At 38.2% G+C, this 22271-nt stretch carries 18 protein-coding genes and 1 tRNA gene; 2 read left to right on the top strand and 17 right to left on the bottom strand.

The genetic code is table 11. The features are described 5' to 3' along the window. The first annotated feature begins 12 nt into the window (after window positions 1-12). Complete coding sequence (locus VPHSUH08_RS08300) at window positions 13-1005, top strand: hypothetical protein (protein ID WP_105087199.1); 993 nt, start codon at window positions 13-15, stop codon at window positions 1003-1005. 87 nt (window positions 1006-1092) lie between these two features. On the opposite strand, the gene VPHSUH08_RS08305 is transcribed toward VPHSUH08_RS08300, so the two are convergent. From VPHSUH08_RS08305 to VPHSUH08_RS08330, 6 genes are all read right to left on the bottom strand, one after another. Beyond that, window positions 1093-1767, bottom strand: coding sequence for a flavodoxin family protein (locus VPHSUH08_RS08305; RefSeq protein ID WP_158251057.1), 675 nt, complete (start codon window positions 1765-1767; stop codon window positions 1093-1095). A gap of 11 nt (window positions 1768-1778) precedes the next feature. Further along, window positions 1779-2660, bottom strand: a complete 882-nt coding sequence (locus tag VPHSUH08_RS08310; RefSeq protein ID WP_105087201.1) for a DMT family transporter — start codon at window positions 2658-2660, stop codon at window positions 1779-1781. Next, on the bottom strand, window positions 2657-3235 hold the full coding sequence (locus VPHSUH08_RS08315) for an aminodeoxychorismate/anthranilate synthase component II (RefSeq protein WP_105087202.1): 579 nt from the start codon (window positions 3233-3235) through the stop codon (window positions 2657-2659). Before VPHSUH08_RS08315 ends, VPHSUH08_RS08310 begins: the two co-directional genes overlap by 4 nt. Window positions 3236-3249: 14 nt before the next feature. Beyond that, window positions 3250-4719, bottom strand: a complete 1470-nt coding sequence (locus VPHSUH08_RS08320; RefSeq protein WP_158251058.1) for an anthranilate synthase component I family protein — start codon at window positions 4717-4719, stop codon at window positions 3250-3252. A 657-nt stretch (window positions 4720-5376) separates the two neighbouring features. Then, window positions 5377-5928 (bottom strand): GDSL-type esterase/lipase family protein, encoded by a 552-nt coding sequence (locus VPHSUH08_RS08325; protein WP_105087204.1) that lies wholly within the window; start codon window positions 5926-5928, stop codon window positions 5377-5379. A gap of 148 nt (window positions 5929-6076) precedes the next feature. Beyond that, window positions 6077-7303 carry an MFS transporter gene (locus VPHSUH08_RS08330; protein ID WP_105087205.1) on the bottom strand — a complete coding sequence of 409 codons (1227 nt, stop codon included), beginning with the start codon at window positions 7301-7303 and terminating at the stop codon, window positions 6077-6079. A 244-nt stretch (window positions 7304-7547) separates the two neighbouring features. On the opposite strand from VPHSUH08_RS08330, the gene dinD reads away from it, so the two are divergent. Next, window positions 7548-8393 (top strand): DNA damage-inducible protein D, encoded by an 846-nt coding sequence (gene dinD / locus VPHSUH08_RS08335; protein ID WP_199176063.1) that lies wholly within the window; start codon window positions 7548-7550, stop codon window positions 8391-8393. A 294-nt stretch (window positions 8394-8687) separates the two neighbouring features. Here the strand turns inward: dinD and VPHSUH08_RS08340 are convergent. The 11 genes from VPHSUH08_RS08340 to VPHSUH08_RS08390 all read right to left on the bottom strand — a co-directional run bounded on the left by VPHSUH08_RS08340 (window position 8688) and on the right by VPHSUH08_RS08390 (window position 22233). Continuing rightward, window positions 8688-8776 (bottom strand) — tRNA-Ser (locus VPHSUH08_RS08340). A 139-nt stretch (window positions 8777-8915) separates the two neighbouring features. After that, a complete protein-coding gene (locus tag VPHSUH08_RS08345; protein WP_105087206.1) occupies window positions 8916-9869 on the bottom strand; it encodes a magnesium transporter CorA family protein in 954 nt (317 codons plus the stop codon). Between the two features lie 465 nt (window positions 9870-10334). Next, entirely contained in the window at window positions 10335-12464 is a 2130-nt protein-coding gene (locus tag VPHSUH08_RS08350; RefSeq protein WP_105087207.1) for a heavy metal translocating P-type ATPase, read from the bottom strand. A gap of 218 nt (window positions 12465-12682) precedes the next feature. Next, window positions 12683-14215, bottom strand: coding sequence for a glycine betaine ABC transporter substrate-binding protein (locus VPHSUH08_RS08355; protein ID WP_105087208.1), 1533 nt, complete (start codon window positions 14213-14215; stop codon window positions 12683-12685). A 177-nt stretch (window positions 14216-14392) separates the two neighbouring features. Next, window positions 14393-14719 carry a YolD-like family protein gene (locus VPHSUH08_RS08360; RefSeq protein WP_105087209.1) on the bottom strand — a complete coding sequence of 109 codons (327 nt, stop codon included), beginning with the start codon at window positions 14717-14719 and terminating at the stop codon, window positions 14393-14395. Window positions 14720-14775: 56 nt separating this feature from the next. Then, on the bottom strand, window positions 14776-16059 hold the full coding sequence (locus VPHSUH08_RS08365; protein WP_105087210.1) for a DNA repair protein: 1284 nt from the start codon (window positions 16057-16059) through the stop codon (window positions 14776-14778). A gap of 204 nt (window positions 16060-16263) precedes the next feature. Next, window positions 16264-17049 carry a DUF3969 domain-containing protein gene (locus VPHSUH08_RS08370; protein ID WP_233189892.1) on the bottom strand — a complete coding sequence of 262 codons (786 nt, stop codon included), beginning with the start codon at window positions 17047-17049 and terminating at the stop codon, window positions 16264-16266. Between the two features lie 309 nt (window positions 17050-17358). Next, entirely contained in the window at window positions 17359-18717 is a 1359-nt protein-coding gene (gene dnaB / locus VPHSUH08_RS08375; protein WP_105087211.1) for a replicative DNA helicase, read from the bottom strand. A gap of 69 nt (window positions 18718-18786) precedes the next feature. Next, window positions 18787-19233, bottom strand: a complete 447-nt coding sequence (gene rplI, locus VPHSUH08_RS08380) for a 50S ribosomal protein L9 (protein ID WP_008602173.1) — start codon at window positions 19231-19233, stop codon at window positions 18787-18789. Continuing rightward, entirely contained in the window at window positions 19230-21257 is a 2028-nt protein-coding gene (locus VPHSUH08_RS08385; RefSeq protein WP_105087212.1) for a DHH family phosphoesterase, read from the bottom strand. The genes rplI and VPHSUH08_RS08385 overlap by 4 nt, the downstream gene beginning before the upstream one ends. 16 nt (window positions 21258-21273) lie before the next feature. Then, window positions 21274-22233: a DUF2232 domain-containing protein gene (locus tag VPHSUH08_RS08390; protein ID WP_105087213.1), complete on the bottom strand. Its 960-nt coding sequence runs from the start codon at window positions 22231-22233 to the stop codon at window positions 21274-21276. Window positions 22234-22271 lie beyond the last annotated feature (38 nt).

A 22271-nucleotide genomic window follows, 5' to 3' on the forward strand; every position in this document is an offset into this window, starting at 1 on the left:
GAGTAAATTATTATGAACAAAAAACATTTAGCAACTGCTTTTGCAGTGTTTGCAGCGACAACGATGTCTTTCTCTGCGTTCGCTGCAACTATTGACGCTAACGCACGCGCTTATGAACGCGCTTCTGCAGAGCAATATTCTTATCCTGCACCACAAGCTGCTACACCAGCTTACCAAACTAGTTATGCCACAAGTGCACCGCGCCCTGGTTACAAACCATTGCCAGCAGTGCCTTACACAGCAGGTGATATGGCTCAACAAATGCCTGTATCTAAAGAATTAGGTGATCCAATCTTTGTGGCACCACAAACAACAGCTGTAGGTCTTCAAATCATGGATCCTATCCCTACTGAAGCCCAACCTGTATACCAAGAAACTGTAAACTCCGTAACAGCTAATGGCAACGGCAGCTCCTACGTTTCTCGCTACAAAGCTAACCAATTGAACGCTTTCGACTTGTTGTTAAATGGTAAAACTTACACATATGACTTGCCTGCATACACTAACGGCTACCAAGTGAAAACTGCTAGCTCTTACAACCGTGCTGGCAACGGTGTTGCGAATGTATTCTCTACAAACGTAATCACTGAAGCAGTTGTAAACAACAACTCTTTGCGCATCACTGTAAACATGACTCAACCAACAGCTGTAGCAGCTGCTAAATTGCATTCCATGCAACAATCTGGTCAAGTAGCAAGTGGTGAAGTAGCTGCATTGTTCGCTTACAATGAAAGCTATGATGGTGTAAAACAAGCAGCCCATTATGATATTTTTAACAACAACGGTCGTTACATCGTTGTTAAATCCGGTGCTGTAACTGTACCAAATGGTGCGCAACACCCTTATGCAACTGCATTATTCGCAGTAACCGAAGACACTGTAGCAGCTGTAACCGTATCTGGCAACACTGCTGAAGCTTCTGATTTAGTAAAAGGCACTGCATATGCAATCGCACAATCTGCTAAGGTGTCCAACAATAAAGTATCTACTAAATCTAAAAAATAATTCGTACAAAAATTCAAGCTAATAAGTAGCAAAGAAAGGCTGTACTCAAATGTAAAATTAATTACATTTTGAGTACAGCTTTTCTTTCTATACTGTAGTCTTTATTGAATATATAAAATCTCGCTCATTAAGCAATATTTCTTTACCAATGTCTATATTTGTTTTTTTCAATTTAATAAATATGGCAAACTCAAGCATCCTAATAACCATTCTATATAAAGAGTCTAAGCCTTCTGTATCATTTTGTATCTCACCCTTCTGTCCTCCATATAAATATACTGGAAATCCGCTACCAACAACAATCATTCTATTCAGTAAGAAATTTTGAATTAACTGAGTAAAAACCGCAGAATGAGCATATCTTCGTCCCACAGCAATAATTCCTCCGATTTTATTAGTTAATGGACGCTCAAATCTTAAATATCCCACGCCTAAACGATCAATAAAAGACTGCATTAAACTAGGCATGCCAAATCCATGTACTGGGGTTGCATATATCAGACAATCTGCTTCTTTCATTTTTTCATATACTTTTACTATATCGTCATTCTGTCTACATGGTTCCGTTCGATAATTACAATTTTCTACATCCTCACAAGTATTACACGATTTTATAGATAGCTCACGCAAATTTATTACGTCAAAAACCACATTATACTTTTTTGATACATTTATTAAAATCTCCTTAGCAATATTTATTGCAAATTCAGTATTACCATTAGTTCGTTCAGAACCATTAATAACAAGGAACTTTATTTTCATATGCGCCTCCATTATTTATATAATCTAGTTAAATAGGTAACGCTTAAAGTTACAATTATAGTGCCAATAATTTCATTTATAGTAATATCATGATTCAATACGATGACATCTAACACTAATGTTGAAATCGGTCCTAAAGCACTAATTATTGCAGTTTGTGTTGCACTAATAACTTTTACTCCGTAAGATAAAAGATAAGAAGGGATTATTGAGCACATTAAAGCCAATAATACTAAATAAACCATCATGCTATCTTCAAACAAAAAATTAGTTGTAATAACCCTTGAAAAAATCATAAAAATAAAAACTAAAGCTATAGTACTTATACACATATAAGCACTAGTAAAAACAGTTGCACCAATCATTCGAACAGCATACTTACTATAAATTATGAATATAGCCCAAAAGATTGCGGAAAGCAGAACTAATCCGCCTCCAAATAGAGTCTCCTTAATATTCCCTATTACAATTGGATTAAACATAAAAATTAGCCCAATTACTGTCGAAAAAATTAAACCTATCTGAACTATCGTAATTTTAGAGTTTTCTTTAGATAGTAAAAAAACATATATTGGGAAAGTAAACAAAATAGCGCGTTCCAAAGATGCAGATATGAATAGCAACCCGATAAAATCTGCTATTGATGACAACAAATAGATGAAAGATCCGATTGTACCATATATCACTACCTGTTTAATTTCCATATTCTTCCAATCTACTTTCAGCAATGGGAATAAGAAAAAGGGTAATGAAATGATAGACCTATACATTAATATCATAATAGGAGTAATCTCATCTAAATAAAGAAGTTTCGCAAAAATCGATTTCGTTGATAAAAAAATAGTTGCTAAAAATATTGCCAATAAGCCTAAATTTTTTACTGACAGATTCATTCTACATACCTCTTTTTAAAATTTTGTAACATTTCTAATCCATTGGTAGTACCTATACTTTCAGGATGAAACTGTATCCCCTCTATAGAATACTTCTTATGCCTAACTCCCATGATATAATGATCATCCATAGAGTTCGATGTTATAATTAGTTCATCATTATTAAAACCTTCTTTATCAATAATAAGAGAATGATATCGTGTTACTACACAAGGAGAATCAAAATGTTGAAATATACCTTGTTGATCATTTGTTATTAAACTTTTCTTTCCATGTCGTAAATTACATGCTTTAGAGATTTTACAGTCAAATGCTAAGCCAATCGCTTGATGTCCTAAGCAAACCCCCAATATAGGAATTTGTCCTTTAAACCTATGAATAATCTCAGTATAACCAGCATCTTTTGGATGACCTGGCCCTGGTCCTAATAAAATCATATCAGGACTAACTTCCTCTATTAAAGCTATATTAATTTCATTAATCCTATATACAATTGGATTCATATCAAGTTGCTTTAAATATTCAACTAATATATATACAAAGCTATCATATGCATCTACAACTAATGTTTTCATGTTATCCCCCTAAATCAATCTAAAAGTGATTTGCCAGTAATAGTAAGATATGTTGCAGCTAATTTATTTAATGTTTCATTCCATTCATTGCTAGGCTTTGAATCTGCAACAATACCAGCAGATGCCCGGATATGATAATTTCCTGCATAATATAGCGCCGTTCTAATACAAAGCGCTAAAACAGCATCTCCATTTAATGCAATTTGACCTATAGCACCAGCATAAAGACCTCTTTTAATATTCTCGTATTTTTCAATAAGCTTCATAGATTCAATTTTAGGTGTCCCTGTCATAGTTCCTGCTGGGAAAGTAGCCTTAATCACATCAAAAATATCATATACTTCCTCTAAATCTATTTGTAAATCCGAAACCAAATGAAAAACATGTGAATAAGTTTCTACAAAAAATTGACGTGTCAACTCCAATGTTCCTTTAGAACAAACTTTAGCTAAATCATTTCTACATAAATCAATTAACATCAGATGTTCTGCGATTTCCTTCTCATCACATTTAAGTTTCTCAATAGCCATATTATCAAGTTCTTCATCATGAGTTCTCTTTGTAGTACCTGCAATTGGTCTCATTTCTATAGCACGACCATTTTTTCTTACAAATAGCTCTGGACTAGCGCCAATTGCAAAAACACTATTTATAGGTGCAAAATACATATATGGAGAAGGATTAATTTCACGCAAACGCAAATACACATCAAAGGGTCTTGTATTAGTACTAATAGATATTTCATGACCAATCTGAATTTGATAAATATCCCCATTAGCAATATGATTCAAACACTCATTTGCAATCTCTACGAATTCAGATTTACTCATACTGTCTTTTATAATATTGACTGGATAAATTTCTGGTATTGGTAAATCATATTTTGTGTATCTTTGTAAAGTGCTTTCAATATTTACCCAATCAATAACAGGTTGTCCGGTAAACTTTAATTCTTCATAAGTTATACTGTTATCATTTAAATTAAACTCAATGATTCCTCGATATAAGTCAAGTACTATATCAGGTATTTCATAATTACATACTCGGTTTAAATCTGGTATATCCTCTATATATCGTATACTTTCATAAGAAAAAAATGATAAAAAACTTAATTTAGTATTACATTCTTCTTTATGAAATAATCTTGTTATAAAACTCAAAACATCAAATATATGTCCCTCTCGAACATATATTTCAGGTCCATCAATAATAACTGTATTTATAGCTTTTAAATTACTCTTAATATACTCTATCAAAGCACTATCACCCTGTAGATTTAAATAACTATCCTTTATAGATATTGACAACACCTTATCAAAACCTACATATGCAGAATTAACATCCTGAGAAGGTCCCGCTAGCGATTCAAAAATATAGCAGTTATTAGCCCCATAAAGTTCCTGAATAGCCATATAACATTGAATCGCTTCACAAGTACACTTAATAAGGCCTCTTCCTATTCCAAACTCTAAATTTGTATTCATATAATACCTCCAACAATTAATAGATATTAACCTTTCCAATTTAGATCTAAATAATAAAAAACACATTCCATCCTAAACAGGACGAAATGTGTTCGCTATACCACCCATTATGTATACTTTCAAGTGCGGAAAAGTCAATATACCTTTCGATACTCTAGTCATATAACGGTGACAACCGTTCCAGCCTACTCGTAATACTTTCGGTGAACTCTCATGAGCCCATTCACTATACGCTAATCGCTGATCATCTCATCTCCATAGTGGTCATCAACTTGCTGTAGAATAGTTAGTATAGTTACTACTTCTCATTCAAAGATTTGAAATATTATTCACATGTGATTTAGTTACATTATACATTAACTAACTATAATGTCAACTCACTTTTATAATTAATGTGTATTTTTTTACTCACTATAGCCCAAAAAAGTACATATAATCTACATTTATCTAATCTTATTTTTCCAATTAAATAAAGCCTTTAGAAATATATCTAAATAATAATATATGTAAATGATATATAGCGACTCTTTATTATCATAATTATTTATTATTATACATAAATAATTATTACATCAATTAAATACACTATATTTTGATAAACTCCATAAAATACCCAGGTATACGGTCTAAAGTGTCCACCCCATTTTCCCATTCTATCTAACCGATTTGTAAAAACACCTTTAATGCGGTTTGTGCCATTAATCGATAACCGCGCTCGTTGGGGTGTACCTCTCCAGCAAAGACAATTTGTCCAATTTGATCCGCTTCAAACAAGGTGGTATAGAAATCTATGACCTTAATATTACGCTCCGCTGCGTAGGCTTTTAGCTGTTCATTAACCTCTCGTACAACCAGATTTAATCCATTCATATCGCTATCAATTTGAGTTTCTAAACCGATGATTACCATCCCTTTTGTACTAGCCAGCTCAATAGCTTTCACCAAAGTCTTGTACACATAGGTACTATCTCGACCTTGTAAAATATCGTTAGTGCCACACATCAAGAAAATATGACGTGTTGGATCGGATACCGCAGTAACCGCCCAATTTTCAATATTATATATCATCCCCTGTACGGAGCAGCCATCTTCACCATAATTTGTAAAATTAACGCTCTCTATGGAAGCATCGCAGATTTCGACCCAACCGCGTCCATAGGGTACATCATAGCCACGCGTAATGCTATCGCCAAAACAGATGATTTCCATTTACATCCCTCCTGTACTATGACTCAATCATATAATAAAAGAACACCATACACAATATACATATTAATTACAAAAAGGACCCGTTTTGAACTGCCCTCCAATTAGACGCAATTTTTAGAAGGACAGTTCATTTACGGATCCTTTTATATTATTTAAGACGAATGAAGAACAATGCACAAGCACCGATGATCGGCGCTATGGCGATAGACATCAAGGACATTTGGTAGCTGCCCGTCATGACGAGGACATTGCCCAAGAGTAATGGCGCCAAGAGAGCACCGATTTGGTTAAACAAATTTACAAAGCCCGCTGTTGTGCCGCGCAAATGAGGTGCTGCAGACTGAACTACTAAAGCATTGGTCAACGCACTATGCATAAAGGCACCAATACCGAGGATTGGACCTGTTACAAAGAGCATATTTGGATTTACCGTACTTGCAAACAAAATTAAAGCGGGCGCAAATAAGAACATAACGAGCGCCGCTAAATGGTTCTTCTTAATTGGTAAAATATCAGATAAAATACCGATCGTTGGTTTCGCAATGAGCGCAGCCGTACCGAACACGCTCATAACTTGACCTGCATAGATAGCAGTTACACCTAACTGTTTAACCATGTACAAGTTCGCCCATTGCGTTACGCCCCAAGTCGTACCTGTTGCAAAGAAGCCCGCAATGGCCAAACAACGAATGTTGCGGTTGGAAATGATGTGCTTCAAGTTTTCTACTAAGGACGTTTGGCCTACGCCAAGTTTAGCAGCTGCTGCAGAAGCCTCCGCTTCCCGTTGTGCAAGGATTTCTGCACTTGGCTTGCGCACTGTGAAGTAACATAACACGAGTACTACCAACGGCAAGATAGCTGTAACAAGGAATGCCGTTTGCCAACCGTAATGTGTAGCTACATATGGAGCGTAAAGGTTTACCGTAGTAATACCAAAGGAAGTACAACTCATGAAGATACCTACGGCCGCACCGCGTTGGTTAGGACCGAAGTGATCGCCGATAGCACTCAAGCAAGAAGCTTGTACGGGACCAGACATAACCCCTAATAAGAAGCGCAAACCCCAAGCCATGGTATAGTCTGTAATGGTACTCATCAAAGCCGTTACAGCGGCCATACCGATCAAACTAAACAAGATGGTGCGTCTGTAACCGATTTTATCGGCTAAGATGCCGCCTGGTAATACCGTTAACGCATAACCAAAGTAAAAGGCCGAAATATGTTGAGCCCCCATCTTAGCTGTAAAATGCAACGCCTCATTGAGGATAGGCATAACAGATGCCCAGGACAAGCGCATAACAAAGCTCAACAAGAATGTGAGCCACACGCTAAGGAGAATTAAAATCTGAGTTCGCGAGAAACTAAGTCGATTCATACGAGCTCCTTTCTACAGAATATCTAATAAATATATCGATAGCATATCATAAGTGAGTAAAGATTGGCTACATAAAACTATTCTCTCTATCGTCAATTCTCATTTACTTTCACCTATGCTATACTGAAAGCAATGAAGAGTCTTTGTTGTTAATATTCATAGTATAATTTAGTATCTCCAGCAATATAACTATAGATGCTAAAAATATTACTAATCTGTAATTACCCGCATAGGAGATTGTATTATGTTTTTCTTTAATGATATTCAGCCCATAGACAATAGTACTGAAAACTCTTTCGACTCTATCAAACAAATTGATGCTAATGGAAATGAATTTTGGTATGCACGAGATTTACAAGCTATTTTAGAATATACAAAATGGGATAACTTCTTAAATGTTATTGAAAAAGCCAAAATAGCTTGTCAAAATAGCGAATTATCTATTTCCGACCATTTTGCCGACGTCGGGAAAATGGTACATGTTGGGGTTGCTAATAGAGAGATACAAGATATTGTATTATCTAGATATGCTTGTTACCTGATAGCGATGAATGGCGATTCAAAAAAATCGGTTATCGCACAGGCCCAAACCTATTTTGCAGTTAAAACTCATGAACGTGAAATGCAAGAACAATTTATATCCTTGTCCGAGGATGAACGTCGATTACTAATCAGGCAAGATATAAAGGAACATAATACAGCATTATCAGAAGCAGCCAATAATGCAGGAGTTGAAACACCTCAGGACTTTGCTAAATTCCATAACTCAGGCTATCAAGGTTTATATGGTGGCTTAGGTAACAAGGAAATCCATAAGCGAAAAGGGCTGAAACCTTCACAAAAAATATTAGATCATATGGGAAGTGAGGAATTAGCGGCCAATTTGTTTAGATTGACACAAACAGAAGGCAAATTACGTCGCGATAATATTCAAGGTAAAGAAAATGCAAACATAGCGCATCGAGAAGTCGGTGCAAAAGTGCGTCAAACAATTAAAGAATTAGGTGGTACTATGCCTGAAGACCTACCTACTCCACCAAAAAGTATTAAACAATTAGAAAAAGAACAGAAAAAGTTAGAAAAAAAATAATCTCTTCCTCCATACAATTGCCATTAAAGACATTTGGTAACTTTGTTCAAGATAAGTTAGATTTTGACAGTACATTTTAGTGTTAGTTTATAGAATATAAATAAAATGCCCCCATTACATACTGCATGCAATGGGGGCAAATTATTTTATTCTTTTGGTGGCAAAATGGTGGCAAAATTGCGTTATAATTCGTTATAATTTCAATTCTATAATACCATTATAAACCTTTATTCTTACTATGTTTGTTATAGTTTGTTACGATTTGTTATAATCTGTGATAATTGTATGTATTGGTGGCGGAGAGGGTGGGATTCGAACCCACGGCCCCTTGCGGAGTCACTGGTTTTCAAGACCAGCTCCTTAAACCACTCGGACACCTCTCCATAACAGTACTATTATATCAGATTGGTCTAATAATAAGCAATAACGTAATAGTTAAGCAAGCAAAAAAGCTGGCCCATAGCCAGCTTTTTTCATGTGTAGTTAATTTTGCATTAATCTTCCTTGCTATTTGCTATCCATTTAGAACAAGTCTTTTTTCCACATACCAAAGATGGCAATAGCAGAGCAAATAACAGAAATAACGACAACTTTCACAAAGCCGTCTGGATCATCTTGGAACGGCAAGTGCACGTTTGTCCCCCACAAACTGAATATGATGGTTGGCACGGCCATTGTAATGGTAAGGGTCGCCAACATTTTCATAACCATATTGAGGTTATTAGAGATGATAGATGTGAAGGCGTTCATCATGTTCATCAAGATATTGGAATACATTTCAACCATCTCGATGGCCTGTTTATTCTCGATGATAACGTCCTCTAGTAAGTCCTCATCCTCTTCGTACATCTTGAGTAAATGTCTATAGGTGCTATGTCCACGCAAACGCAATAGACGTTCCATAACGGTACCATTCGTGCGCAACGCAGAGGTAAAGTATGTCATGGATTTCTGTAATTCCAATAATTGGAAAAAGTCTTTGTTCTTCGTCGTATGACGCAACTGAACTTCGATATCGTCGGTACGGCGGTTAATTTGTTGCAAGTAACGTAAGAACAATGTAGCTGTACGGTACAAGATTTGGAACAAGAATCGTGTCTTTTTATACGTATAGAACGTAGACAGTTGATTTGAAATGAACGGATACAACACCTCAGATTCTTCAAGACATACGGTAATAAAGAAGTCAGGTGTCAAAAAGATACCAAGTGGCACCGTATCGTACATATCATTACCACGAATCGCAGGAATGTTGATAACCACGAAAATATAGTTGTCCTCTAACTCCACGTGAGAACGTTCTTCCATATCGAGGGCGGTCTTTAAAACGTCCGTTGGAATTTCCGTCAAAATGTTGATGAGGGACAACTCATCGGGGTCTGGGTTCACCAAATTTACCCAAGAACCTTTTGTGGCATCTGATACAGTGCAGTCTGAAACTAACTCTTCTTCTATGTGTTTGTACACCGTGATCATGCTATCCCTCCTTCCAACGAACATATAGTAATCATCTAATAAATTATATACTATTTTATAGCTATTATTCAATTCAATTGTGAAAGTTTTGTTTATGTAGTACATACATAAATCGCTTTATGTCTATTAAGAATGCACAATTGTATATGTTAAAAGCATCTTAAAACTATCCTTATATCAAATCTAGCGAATAGATAGATTAATAAGGCTGCTAAACTAAAAAATCCACCAAATGATTAGACCACTAAAACTTACAGTGAGTAAGTATGCAAACAAATAATTTAAAACATATCATTAGGTTAAAGCTTATAAAAATAACCTCTATACTGGCTTGTCGCTAATATAGAGGTTATTTATTTTGACTCTAACCTTTTAGATCAGATATCTTATATTATATGCTTTATATGCTTTGTATCCTATAGCTTATATATTCCTATATAAATCTATGCGATTACTGTCGCCAAATTAACGGCGCAAGATACGAATAGAGTTCAAGATACAAAGGATGGATACGCCAGTATCACCGAATACCGCCCACCACATGGATGCATAGCCCATAAGGCCTAATGCCATGATAAGAATTTTAACGGCAATAGCGAATACTACGTTTTGCCATGCTACGCGCAAAGTCGCTTTGGACAAGTCGAGTACGTGAGCGATGGCAGTCAAGGACGAACGCATGAATACAACATCTGCCGCTTCGATAGCCGCATCAGCACCGCTACCCATCGCGCCACCTACATCAGCACCAGCAAGCACTGGTGCATCGTTGATGCCGTCGCCTACGAACATAGTTGGACCATATTCAGAGCGAATATCTTGTACAACAGACAATTTATCTTGTGGCAACAATTGAGCACGAACCGCACTTACGCCAGTTTCTTTAGCAATATAATTAGCACTTGCTTCAGCATCACCTGTAAGCATGACTGTTTTAATATCTTGACCATTAAGATCTGCAATCGCTTCTGCGGAATCTGGACGAGCTTCATCAGCGATAATAATGCGACCGAGGTATACATTACCTTCTGCTACTAGTACTTCTGTGCCGTATGCAGCAGCTTCTGTTGGGTAACCTTGAACAGCATAGCGTTCCATGAGACGACGATTACCAACGAGGACTTGTTGACCATCAACGGTGCCAACCATACCTTCGCCTGCTAATTCTTGAACAAAGTCAGACGCTTCTACAACGATACCTTGTGCCTTTGCTTCGGAAACGATGCTTGTTGCGATTGGATGTGTAGATACTGCTTCAATAGCAGCCGCCATAGATAATAATTGAGCATTGCTCACATGGGAGCCTACAGTTTCTACGTTTTGTACTTTAAATTCACCAGATGTGATAGTACCAGTTTTATCAAGAGCTACTGCTTTCACATTAGCCAACGCCTCGATAACGCGACCACCTTTAAGCAAGATACCGTGTTTAGACGCATTGCCGATACCGGAGAAGAATGCGAGTGGCACGCTAAGCACCAATGCACATGGGCAAGAAATAACGAGGAATGTTAAGGCTGTGTAGATCCATTTATGCCATTCACCTGTAATAAGGGACGGAATGATAGCTACAGCCAATGCAAGAGCTACAACGATTGGTGTGTATACGCGAGCGAAACGCGTGATAAAACGGTCAATTTTAGGTTTAGAAGATGCTGCATTTTCCACGGCATCAAGAATTTTAGTAACCATGGATTCTTCAAGAACCTTGTCCACACGCATCGTAATGCGGCCAGATTCGTTGATGCAACCAGACATAAGTTGAGTGCCAGGTACAGCGCGAACCGGTACAGGTTCACCTGTTACAGGAGCTGTGTTAACGCGAGTTTCACCTTCAAGAACTGTACCGTCTAGAGGGATTAAATCACCAGGACGAACTTCGATAGTCCAGCCTACTTCAACCTTTTCAGGAGCCATAACTACGATTTCACCACCACAGCCTGTGTCTACAACGCGCACCTCTTGTGGTCGCATATCGACAGCGTTCATGATTTCTGTACGACTACGATCAGTGGCTTTTTCTTCGAAGAACTCACCAATACGGTAAAACAAGATAACGCCTACTGCTTCAGGCAATGCGTCGATTGCAATGGCGCCCAATGTAGCGATAGACATCAAGAAGTTCTCATCAAATACTTGACCTTTTAAGATATTACGACCTGCGATACGCAATACTGGGAACGCAAGTAAGATATAGGCAATATAGTAAATTGGAGTTTCGATAGACTCTGGCATGCCAATGGACGGCACAACTGTAGTCAACGCTTCGTAAGCCATGAACAATAGGCCTGCTACGATAACTGCAATTGTTACAGCATCACTGCCATGATCGTGGTCATGACCGTGTTCATCTACAGACGCTTTAGATTTACGCTCATAATCTGCCACTGTAACGCCTTCTTCGATAGCATCACAAATATCTTGGATATCACGCTTTAGCGCTTCACGGTCTTCCCAAGAACCAGTCAATTTTAACTGATGAGTAGCAATTGTAAAGTTTGCAGTTTCTACCACATCCATTTTACGGATACGATCTTCAATTTTCGCTGCGCAGTTCGCACAGTTCAAATCCTTCAGCAATAATGTTTCTTCCATGATATCTCCTTTGATAATAGTGAAAGTTTCTATCCATGTATTTTAAAATATTATTTTAATATATTTCTAATACTTATTAGAGGTTTCTATTAGATATTCTTTTCATATGAATATCTGTTCATATGTTTATTTTATATTGAAAGAGATTAAATGTCAATACAAAATTATATTTACTATTATATCAAATTTTATTTACTTTAATTCTAACTATATTCACCTTATATCAAACTTCGTTCTACCAGGAATTGATGTGCTACATCAGCTGGTAATTGATGTTCCGTTTCAACGGCGTAATTCATCTTCGCCATCTCTTGATCTGTAATCGTATGATTCAAACTTTCTAATACAGGTCGCAGTTCAGGATGAGCGATCAACACTTCGCTACGCACCACATTACCAGACATATAGGATGGATATAAATGTTTATCATCTTGTAACACCGTAATCGGAGCAATACTTAATTGACCATCAGTTGTGAATATCGGCATTGCATCCACCTCACCACGACTAATAGCCGTATATTTTAGACCTATATCCATATCTTTAGTCGCTTTAAAGCTCATGCCATACACCCGTTGTAATCCAGGATAGCCATCCTCACGACCAAAGAAATCATATTCCCCTCCTAATGTTAGGGATGGTGCTATACGAGCAAGATCAGAATACGTTTTTACGCCATAACTCTGAGCGATTTCATTACGCACCCCTATGCCATAGGTATTATTAAAGCCGTACATGCCGACCCACTCAAAATTATATTTCTCTTTATAAGCCTGTGAAAGCTCATTAAATAAGCTTTCATCATAAGCATCTGTACGTTTTAACACAGCAGACCAAGCCGTCCCCGTATATTCAGGATATATATCAAATTGGCCGGAAAGCATAGCTGGTTGAATATTTGATGTACCACCACCTACACCTTCTGTAACCTCTACGGTTAGATCAGTCTTCTTCTCGATTAATTCTTTTAAAACATTCCCCAAAATAAGCTGTTCCGTCATAGGTTTCGTTGCAATATGAATAACATCGGTCTTCACATGACGGCAATACATGGCCCAGCCACCTATACCCATCGCAATTATCGTCATAATCGAAACAAATATAATCGTATAACGCTTCATATGAGGGCTAATACGCGTTACTCTTTCACCTAAAGAAAAGAGCGCATCAACAGTAATGGCTAATAGTGCAATCAGTAGACTACCGGCAATCGTCAAAGCACTTTGATTTGTTGTAATGCCCCTATAAATCGCCACACCTAAGCCACCAGCACCAATAAAGGATGCAATACCTGTCAAGGCAATGGTCATAACGAGCATAGTCCGTATACCAGCCATAATCGTCGGCATAGCCAAAGGAATCTCTATATTCCACAAACGTTGAATCCGCGTGAGTCCTAATGCAATTCCCGCTTCACACATGGCTTTATCAATCTGGTTAAGACCAGTAAATGTATTGCGTACCATCGGTAATAAAGCATAGATAACCAATGCAATAATAGCGGTCGTATTACCAACACCTGATACGTACAACAAGAGACCTAGCATCGATATAGATGGAATTGTATATAGGAAATTAACCACTACCATAACTGGCGCAGCTAGCCGTTTATATTCGTATATAAACACACCCAATAATCCACCGATGATGGTAGCAATAACAGAAGCTAATACTGAAATTTCTATATGTTCCCATAACAACTGGAGGAAAAAATCATAGCGATTGATAAGTAATGATATGACATCATGCATTACATACACCGCCTTTCTAAGTTAAGAAATAAAAAACTATATAGGTATACTACAGCTAACCAAATTCAAACATTTATCATCAAGCTATATTAACCCATAATATCATTGTATACCTAATTATGCCTTAACTCTAGTCTATTTACCATACACAACAAAAGCCGTTATTTATATTTATATTTACATATCATACATGTTCAGCTCTTTAATATGTCTGAAAGGAATAACAGTCCCTTGTACAGATAGAATTTGTAATTGCTCACTAATCATATCAACAGCACCTATAAGTTCCGTATATTTTTGTTTGTTATAGTAAACAATTCGCACCCACTCCCCACAACGTACAGATTGTAAAACTGTATTTAACTCATCTATTTGATCCTCTGACAACTCTGCCCGATCTTCTTTTGGCCTTGCTACAGCGGTTAATAAAGTTTCAAAACCCCTCAATGCCGCAAAGGGCATAAATTGTTTTGCTCGCTGTAACCGAGACATGCGATATTTCATTAATTTATACCTCCCTTTACGCGACTAATGTATTTCCAATGTATCCATTATAATATCTATTCCCCATTATGACCGCCTACCAAGGTATTTCTAAAGCGCATGGTTCCTTCCTCTTGCAAACTAGAGGCACGCAAAATAGAATTCTTACCAAACTGTTCCTTAATGGATAGCATAGCCTCTTGTACCTGTCGTTCTTTTTCCTCTGCATTTGTAGTAAAAGTGCTAAATAGGTCCACCTCTTGAGGTATGGCAGATCGATTGACTAAATCCTCAAAGCTGATTCCTATGCGGCGGATAAGCTCATTTTTATGGCAATGCTGCTCATATAATTTAATAACTGCAGCCGTCAACGTTTGTAGAGAATCTGTGTACTGCTTAAGCTTTTTAGAACCCCCTGTAGAGCGCATCCTTTCATCAGCATAGCCGATATGGACATGAATGTGATTCGTGACCCCTTTGATTTGTAAAAGCTCTAACACCAAGGACTCTACCATTTCGCGCATAGGCACGTATACCTCTTCATAGGTATAATTACGCAACAAAATCTGACTGTGAGAGATAGAGTGCTTAATAGGTCGATACGCATGGATATCCGCAATCGTACAAGGCTCACGGCCCCAAGCATGATCGATTATGAGCTCTGCATTAACGCCGAACTCCTTGTACAACTTCGCCTCAGGCACTAAGGTAACCCTATGCAAATCATAGGCACCATATTTATGTAGTCGATTAGCAATCCCTTTGCCGATTTGCCATATATCGGTCAAGGGCTGATGATACCAGATTTTCTCTTTAAAGAGGCTTTCATCAAGATACCCTATAAAATCAGGCGCATGTTTCGCCAAAATATCGAGGGCAATCTTGGCGAGAAACAGATTCGTTCCAATCCCAACGGTGGCATAAATCTTCGTTGCCGCTAGCACCGCATCAAGTAACATCTGAGCCAACTGACGAGGCGTCTTTTTATATAGTGGTAAATAGGGCGTGATATCGATGAAATACTCGTCGATAGAGTACACATGCACATCTTCGGGCGCCACATACTTGAGCAAGGTTCCATAAATCTCAGCAGACACCTGCATATACCGCTTCATATGTGGCTTCACCGTCAAATACTCAATATGCGGTGGAATCTGAAATAATCGGCTCCGGTTTTTAACACCTAACTTTTTTAAGGCAGGAGAAATAGCCAACGTAATAGCCCCCTTGCCACGAGAACCATCGGCCACCACCAGAGGTGTCGTAAACGGATCCAGTCCCAAATCGGCACACTCTACAGACGCGTAGAAACACTTCAAATCAATACACATATACATCCGATCCGTATCACCTGAACCCATACAAACACCCCCTAAGCCCCTAAACAACTGGCTTTTACAAAAACTAGAACACAAAAATTTCTATGATTAGTATAACAAAAATATAGAATATTTTCAAACATATGTTTGCTTTTATGACAGTAAATTTTGAACATAAAAAATAAAAAGAGTACCTACTATTAGACATCAAATCTAATAGTAGGTACTCTTAAGTACGCATATAACTTAACCCAATATGGTTTCTTTAGGACTTCTATAATAAACTAATCCCTTTTCACTACTATAATCCATGCTAGACTCTTTAAGGCTACAAAAATACCCTCTAAGATCTATAGAAATCTTTCTTAACCACAATTGTTGTCGTTTATTGCTCAAAAAATCTTTTCGGTTATCACAAGAATCAAATAATTCAAGAGCATCACTTAAAATCTCAGACTCGCCACAGTTTATAGCTCGAAGATTAGTAAGATAGTTACGTTTAAAAGTATCAAAGGCATCACCACAATACTCACCTAACTCAATCAAAAACACTGTATACCCTAGCATAAAAATCATCATGATTTGCTCAAAACTATGATGAGATATAAAAGAAATATAGAGATGATCAACGCTATCTGTATTAGGTACATCAAACAAGTTGAAATCATTAATACAAGTATGATATGAGGGCTCCATTAATCTAGATATACAATCTAGTTCCAAGTAATCTATCGCATCACGCAAATGACCTTCCCAATCAAAGTCTTCAAACCACTCTGCTGCATCAACAATATCTTCCATGCCCATACCTTGGAAAACAATCTCCCTTAAGTCCTTTGACAATTGGTATTCATCAATTAAATCTATCATGGACAAATGATAATGCAGGCTCTCAAATACACCTAGCCTAATACGCTTATATTTATAAGCCTCTGCAGCACCTAATCCAACCATCAACAAATAAAACTCAATATTTTGTTTTCCACTAATAGTTAAATTCATCATACATAGGATGGAAACCTTATATTCCATCTCACAATACTTACGTATTGTACGACACTATAAAATCTATCTAGTACTATTATACACTTTAATAAGACTTATTTTCTACTAACATGATACAAAAACTTTTACATTCCTTTTCTCAACAATACAACGAAAACTATCTAGTGCCACTATATTGATGGACACCTTCATATCTACAGTGATAAAAAGAAAGGACTATACTTATGCAGCGACATCAGGTCACGAGGAGCAAAGAAGTATAGTCCTTTCTTTTTAATTAAAATGTAGCTATGTCACGGGGCCCCATCAATATAGGGCATCCCACGATAGTTTTCATTATTGTTCCGGCCCTAGGTCTCGGAATTCTACGTCTCTAAATTGTGTTAATTCCCCAACGAATTGGAGTTCCACGGTACCGACGGAACCGTTACGGTTTTTACGAATGAGGACTTCTGCATTGTCCCCTTTTTCAGAGTTTTCATCATAATATTTATCACGGTACAAGAAGATAACGATATCCGCATCTTGTTCTAGGGAACCAGATTCACGAAGGTCGGAAAGTACAGGCCGTTTGTCTGGTCTACTTTCAACACTACGAGATAACTGAGACAAAGCGATAACCGGTACGTTAAATTCACGAGCAATCAGTTTAAGATTACGAGAGATTTCGGACACCTCTTGTTGACGATTTTCACTGCCCTTACCAGCATTTCGACCTTGCATCAACTGAATATAATCGACGATAACGAGATCGAGACCATGTTCCACCTTGAGACGGCGCAATTTAGAGCGCATATCTTGTACGGTAAGACCCGGCGTATCATCGATAAAGAGCTTGGATTTACTCATGCGGTCCGCTGCGGCAATAACCTTTTCCCAGTCAGCAGGATCCATGTTCGCACGGCGCAATTTTTCAGAGCTCACACCTGCCACGGAGGACAAAATACGACCAACGAGCTGTTCCTTGCCCATTTCCAGGGAAAAGAACGCCACCGTCTTGTCGTACAACATCGTTACGTTTTGAGCGATGTTCAAGGTAAAAGCTGTTTTCCCCATCGCAGGACGAGCTGCTACGAGGATGAGGTCAGATTTTTGTAAGCCGTTGAAAATGTGATCCACATCTTTAAAGCCTGTTGGCACGCCTGTAATAGCACCATCATGCTGTTGCAGTGCATTGAGTTTATCTAGATTAGATAAAACCACTTCACCAATGGCCGCAAAGGATGATTCAGACTGAGTTTGACCGCTTACGTCTAGCACCATTTGCTCTGCCTTATTGAGGATTGCCGTCGGCTCATCTTCGCCAGCATACGTCATGCCTACGATTTTATTCCCTGCATCGATGAGGCGGCGCAACTGAGCTTTCTCGCTGATGATTTTCGCATGTTCCTCCACATTGTAGGAAACCGATTCATTCGCAAGAGATGTAATATAAGCAAGACCACCTACCGCATCGAGGCGCTTACGACGGTCTAGTTCTTCACCAACGGTGATAAAGTCAGCCGTCTTATTGGCATGCACGATCTCTAAAATAGCATCGTAAATAATACGATGTGCATCGCGGTAAAAATCTTCAGATTTAAGAATACTCGTCACCGTATCTACAACGGCTCCCATATTGGATCCATTAGTTAATAAAGCCCCCAAAACGGCCTTTTCCGCATCTAGATTATGCGGTGGAATGCGTACATCCATGATAATCCCCTTCACACAACCACTATGGATAAAAGAATTCACCATACTCAAAGAGCATGGTGAATACTATTATTCGGCTACTACATTAACCTTGATAGTACTTGTAATTTCAGGATGAACACGAACTAGTACGTCATGTACGCCCAATGTTTTCAATGGTTCTTTAATTTCAATTTTCTTTTTATCAATATCTACTTTATATTGAGCTTTAGCAGCATCGGAAATATCTTTAGCAGTAACGGATCCGAATACGCGGCCTTCTTCGCCCATGCGAACTTTTACAGTTACTTCAATCTTAGTCAATTGAGCTGCCAAGATCTTAGCTTCGTCATTTGCAACGGCTTTATTATGAGCAATGGATTCTTGTTTTTGTTTCGCATTATTTACGTTAGTTGCTGTACCTTCAAGGCCGAGGCCTTTTTTGATCAATACATTGCGACCATATGCATCGCTAACTTCAACGATTTCGCCTTTTTTACCAACTTTTTTAACGTCTTCTAGCAATACTACTTTCATTGTTGTTCCTCCTCTTGTTCTGCGGAATGAAGCGCATCAAGAGCATGCTCCAAGATGGCCTGCTTTGCTTCCTCTACGGTCATACCTTGTAATTGAGCACCCGCCACAGTTCTGTGACCGCCACCACCCAAGGCTTCCATTACAACTTGTACGTTTACCTTGCCTTTGGATCGAGCGCTGACGCCGATACCGCCGTCATTCAAGGAATATAGTACAAAAGCCGCTTCAATATCTTCATTACTAATGAGCATGTCCGCACTTTGTGCAGCCAACGCCATCATATCCTTCAAACCTTCAGGCGCTACGGAAATAGCAATCCCTTCAGTACGACTTGCTTCAAATACCATTTTAGCACGCAATTGGATAGAATCGAAGGTTTCAATAAATAATTGTTTAACTCTGTCGATATCCGCTCCTGCACGGCGCAAGAATGCTGCTGCCTCGAAGGTACGCGCACCAGTTTGTTGGATAAAGTTCTTTGTATCTAATACGATACCTGCATAGATACCTGTGGCTTCCGCTTTTGAAAGCTTCACAGGAACGCCTGCATATTGTACAAGCTCTGTTACGAGTTCAGATGTGGACGATGCAGTTGGTTCCAAATAGGTAAGCAATGGATTTTCCACAAAGTCTGCTGCACGACGGTGATGGTCGATAACAATACGTCGTTCAGAAATTTCAAGCGCCTCTTGAGCCGCTACCATTTCTTGACGGTGCGTATCACACACGACAGTGAGCGTATTCGCATCTACCCATACTCTTGCAGCTTCTGCAGTAATAATATTCTCTTGCCAGAACTCTGACTCGTTAAGAACATTCACCATTTTATCAATGGCACTAGTTTCTTTTGAAAGCGCAATGCGCACGTCTTTACCAAGTGCTCGAGCAATGGCAGCTACACCGATAATGCCACCTAAGGCATCATAGTCTTCGCGCTGATGTCCCATGATAAGGATCTTATCAGAATCAATCATAAGCTCATGTATCGCTTGAGATACAACACGAGCACGAACGCGCGTATTCTTCTCAACGCCTGCCGTATTACCGCCAAAAAAGCGCGTACTTTCACCATCCATAATACACACTTGGTCACCACCGCGACCTAATGCAATATCTAAGGCTGCACGAGCACGGCCAGATACATCTTTCACAGAGCCTACATTTTCACTAATACCAATGGAAATCGTAGCTGGTACTTGACGAGGAGATGGTAATTTACGGATTCGTTCAAGCACTTTAAAACCATCTTCCTCCATCTCATGAAGCGCACCACGAGAAATGGCAAAGGTATACATATCATCTTGGAAGTTACGAATAAAACCTTCGTAACGGTCAATTTCATCCATGATGATATTATTTATATCTGTCCAAATACTAGTATACTCACGATCACTGAGGCCTTTCGTCAATTCTTCAAGATTATCGATTTGAATCATGCCCCATACAGGCTGTCCCTCTTCCGCTTTAATACGGGCTTTTTCTAGTTCTGTAATGTCCTTGAAGTACAATGCCATCACTGCATGTTCCGCAAGTTCATCTTCACTATCAATATCTGATCGCGTATCCCGAGGATCGATAAATTTATAAATAATTTGGAAGTATCGATTTTCATATTTTTCCGTCATATATCCGGATTTACCCCAAATTTTATCGATACGGAAACCAGGTAACAACGCAGACATTTTTTGGAGCTTATTCCAGTCCACCTTAACCCAGTCAGCGAAAACACTGTTATTCCACACCAATGTACCTTGTTTATTAACAAGAACAATCCCCATTGGCAAATTTTGTAAAGCAAAGTTAGAAGCTTGTGTGACATTCTTCATCATCGCACTAAACTGTTCTCTTGCTAAACGACGCCGGTTATGAAGGGTATTATAATTAACCAAATACGCCGCTACTACAATGATTAATGCTAAAATTGCAATAGCCCAATTTAAATAGGCCAACAATAATAGCAATAATACGAGAACGGCAACAATGGTAATTTCTAAACCTTTCCATCTCCGTTGAAAGGATTTCATAACGGCCTCCTTTCTATTATGAGCTACGTTTTTCAAAACGTGCTCTCATATCCAAAAACATATCAAAAACACCATATATAACGAGTGCCAATGGACTCATTACATATAAAAAAGCTATAATAGCAAACTTAAAAATACCTGCTAAATTATAGGATTTCATGATGGACAATAAGCATGTAATGCCATTAAGTCCACAAATCATAGCACCAAATAAAGCTAGATTAAGACCTACATCAACAAAAATACTTTCAGTATAACCAAGATATGGCCCAGCATAAGCAAGGATTATACCAACCGCTAGTACACCAGCCCCCCAAAGCGGCATGCGCCACGTATCCATTGTTGGCAACGTACGCATCACACTATTTGTGCGGCGACCGATATACGATACAAGCTTAGCTAAGATATAAATCACTATTGCATTTGCTGCAAACCAATAGGCTAGAAGCATTCGTTTCACTTGCTGAAATGCAAAATCTAAACGGTTAATATATGCATCCATCTGTTCTTGTGTCATAGGTTGCTGCTTTACAGACTCAATTATAGCATTCTTAAGATCCACATCAATCATTCGACTAATCTGAGATAAGTCAAAAGATGTGAGGCCTGCAGAAATTAAAATTCCTATAAGGCTCGTTAAAGTAAGTGCAATAGCAGGTATAACGATAAGCTTACCAAAAGACCAATTTGCTCTGAAAGCTTCTCCAAGGAAAATACTCGGCAAAGAATATGCCAAAATAGTAGCCATTGCCATTAATGGGCCTACTAAAAGTGAAACGAGGACAAAAGCTACCACTGATGCGGCACAACTATATCGACTACCCCAACGAATGCCAATCAGTGCAATCCCAGATGGTGCAACCAAGGTTGCAAGCAAACTAAGAAAGGGCACTGTCAATCCTACTATAGTTAACATAACAACAATGGCCGATACAAATGCTGTTTCCACCATCGCTCTTGTATTTGTTTTATTCATAAATCACCATTCTTACATAAGAAGATATATTAATTGGT

Origin of the sequence: Veillonella sp. S13054-11 (genome assembly GCF_002959795.1) — a bacterium.
Classification (GTDB): Bacteria; Bacillota; Negativicutes; order Veillonellales; family Veillonellaceae; genus Veillonella; species Veillonella parvula_E.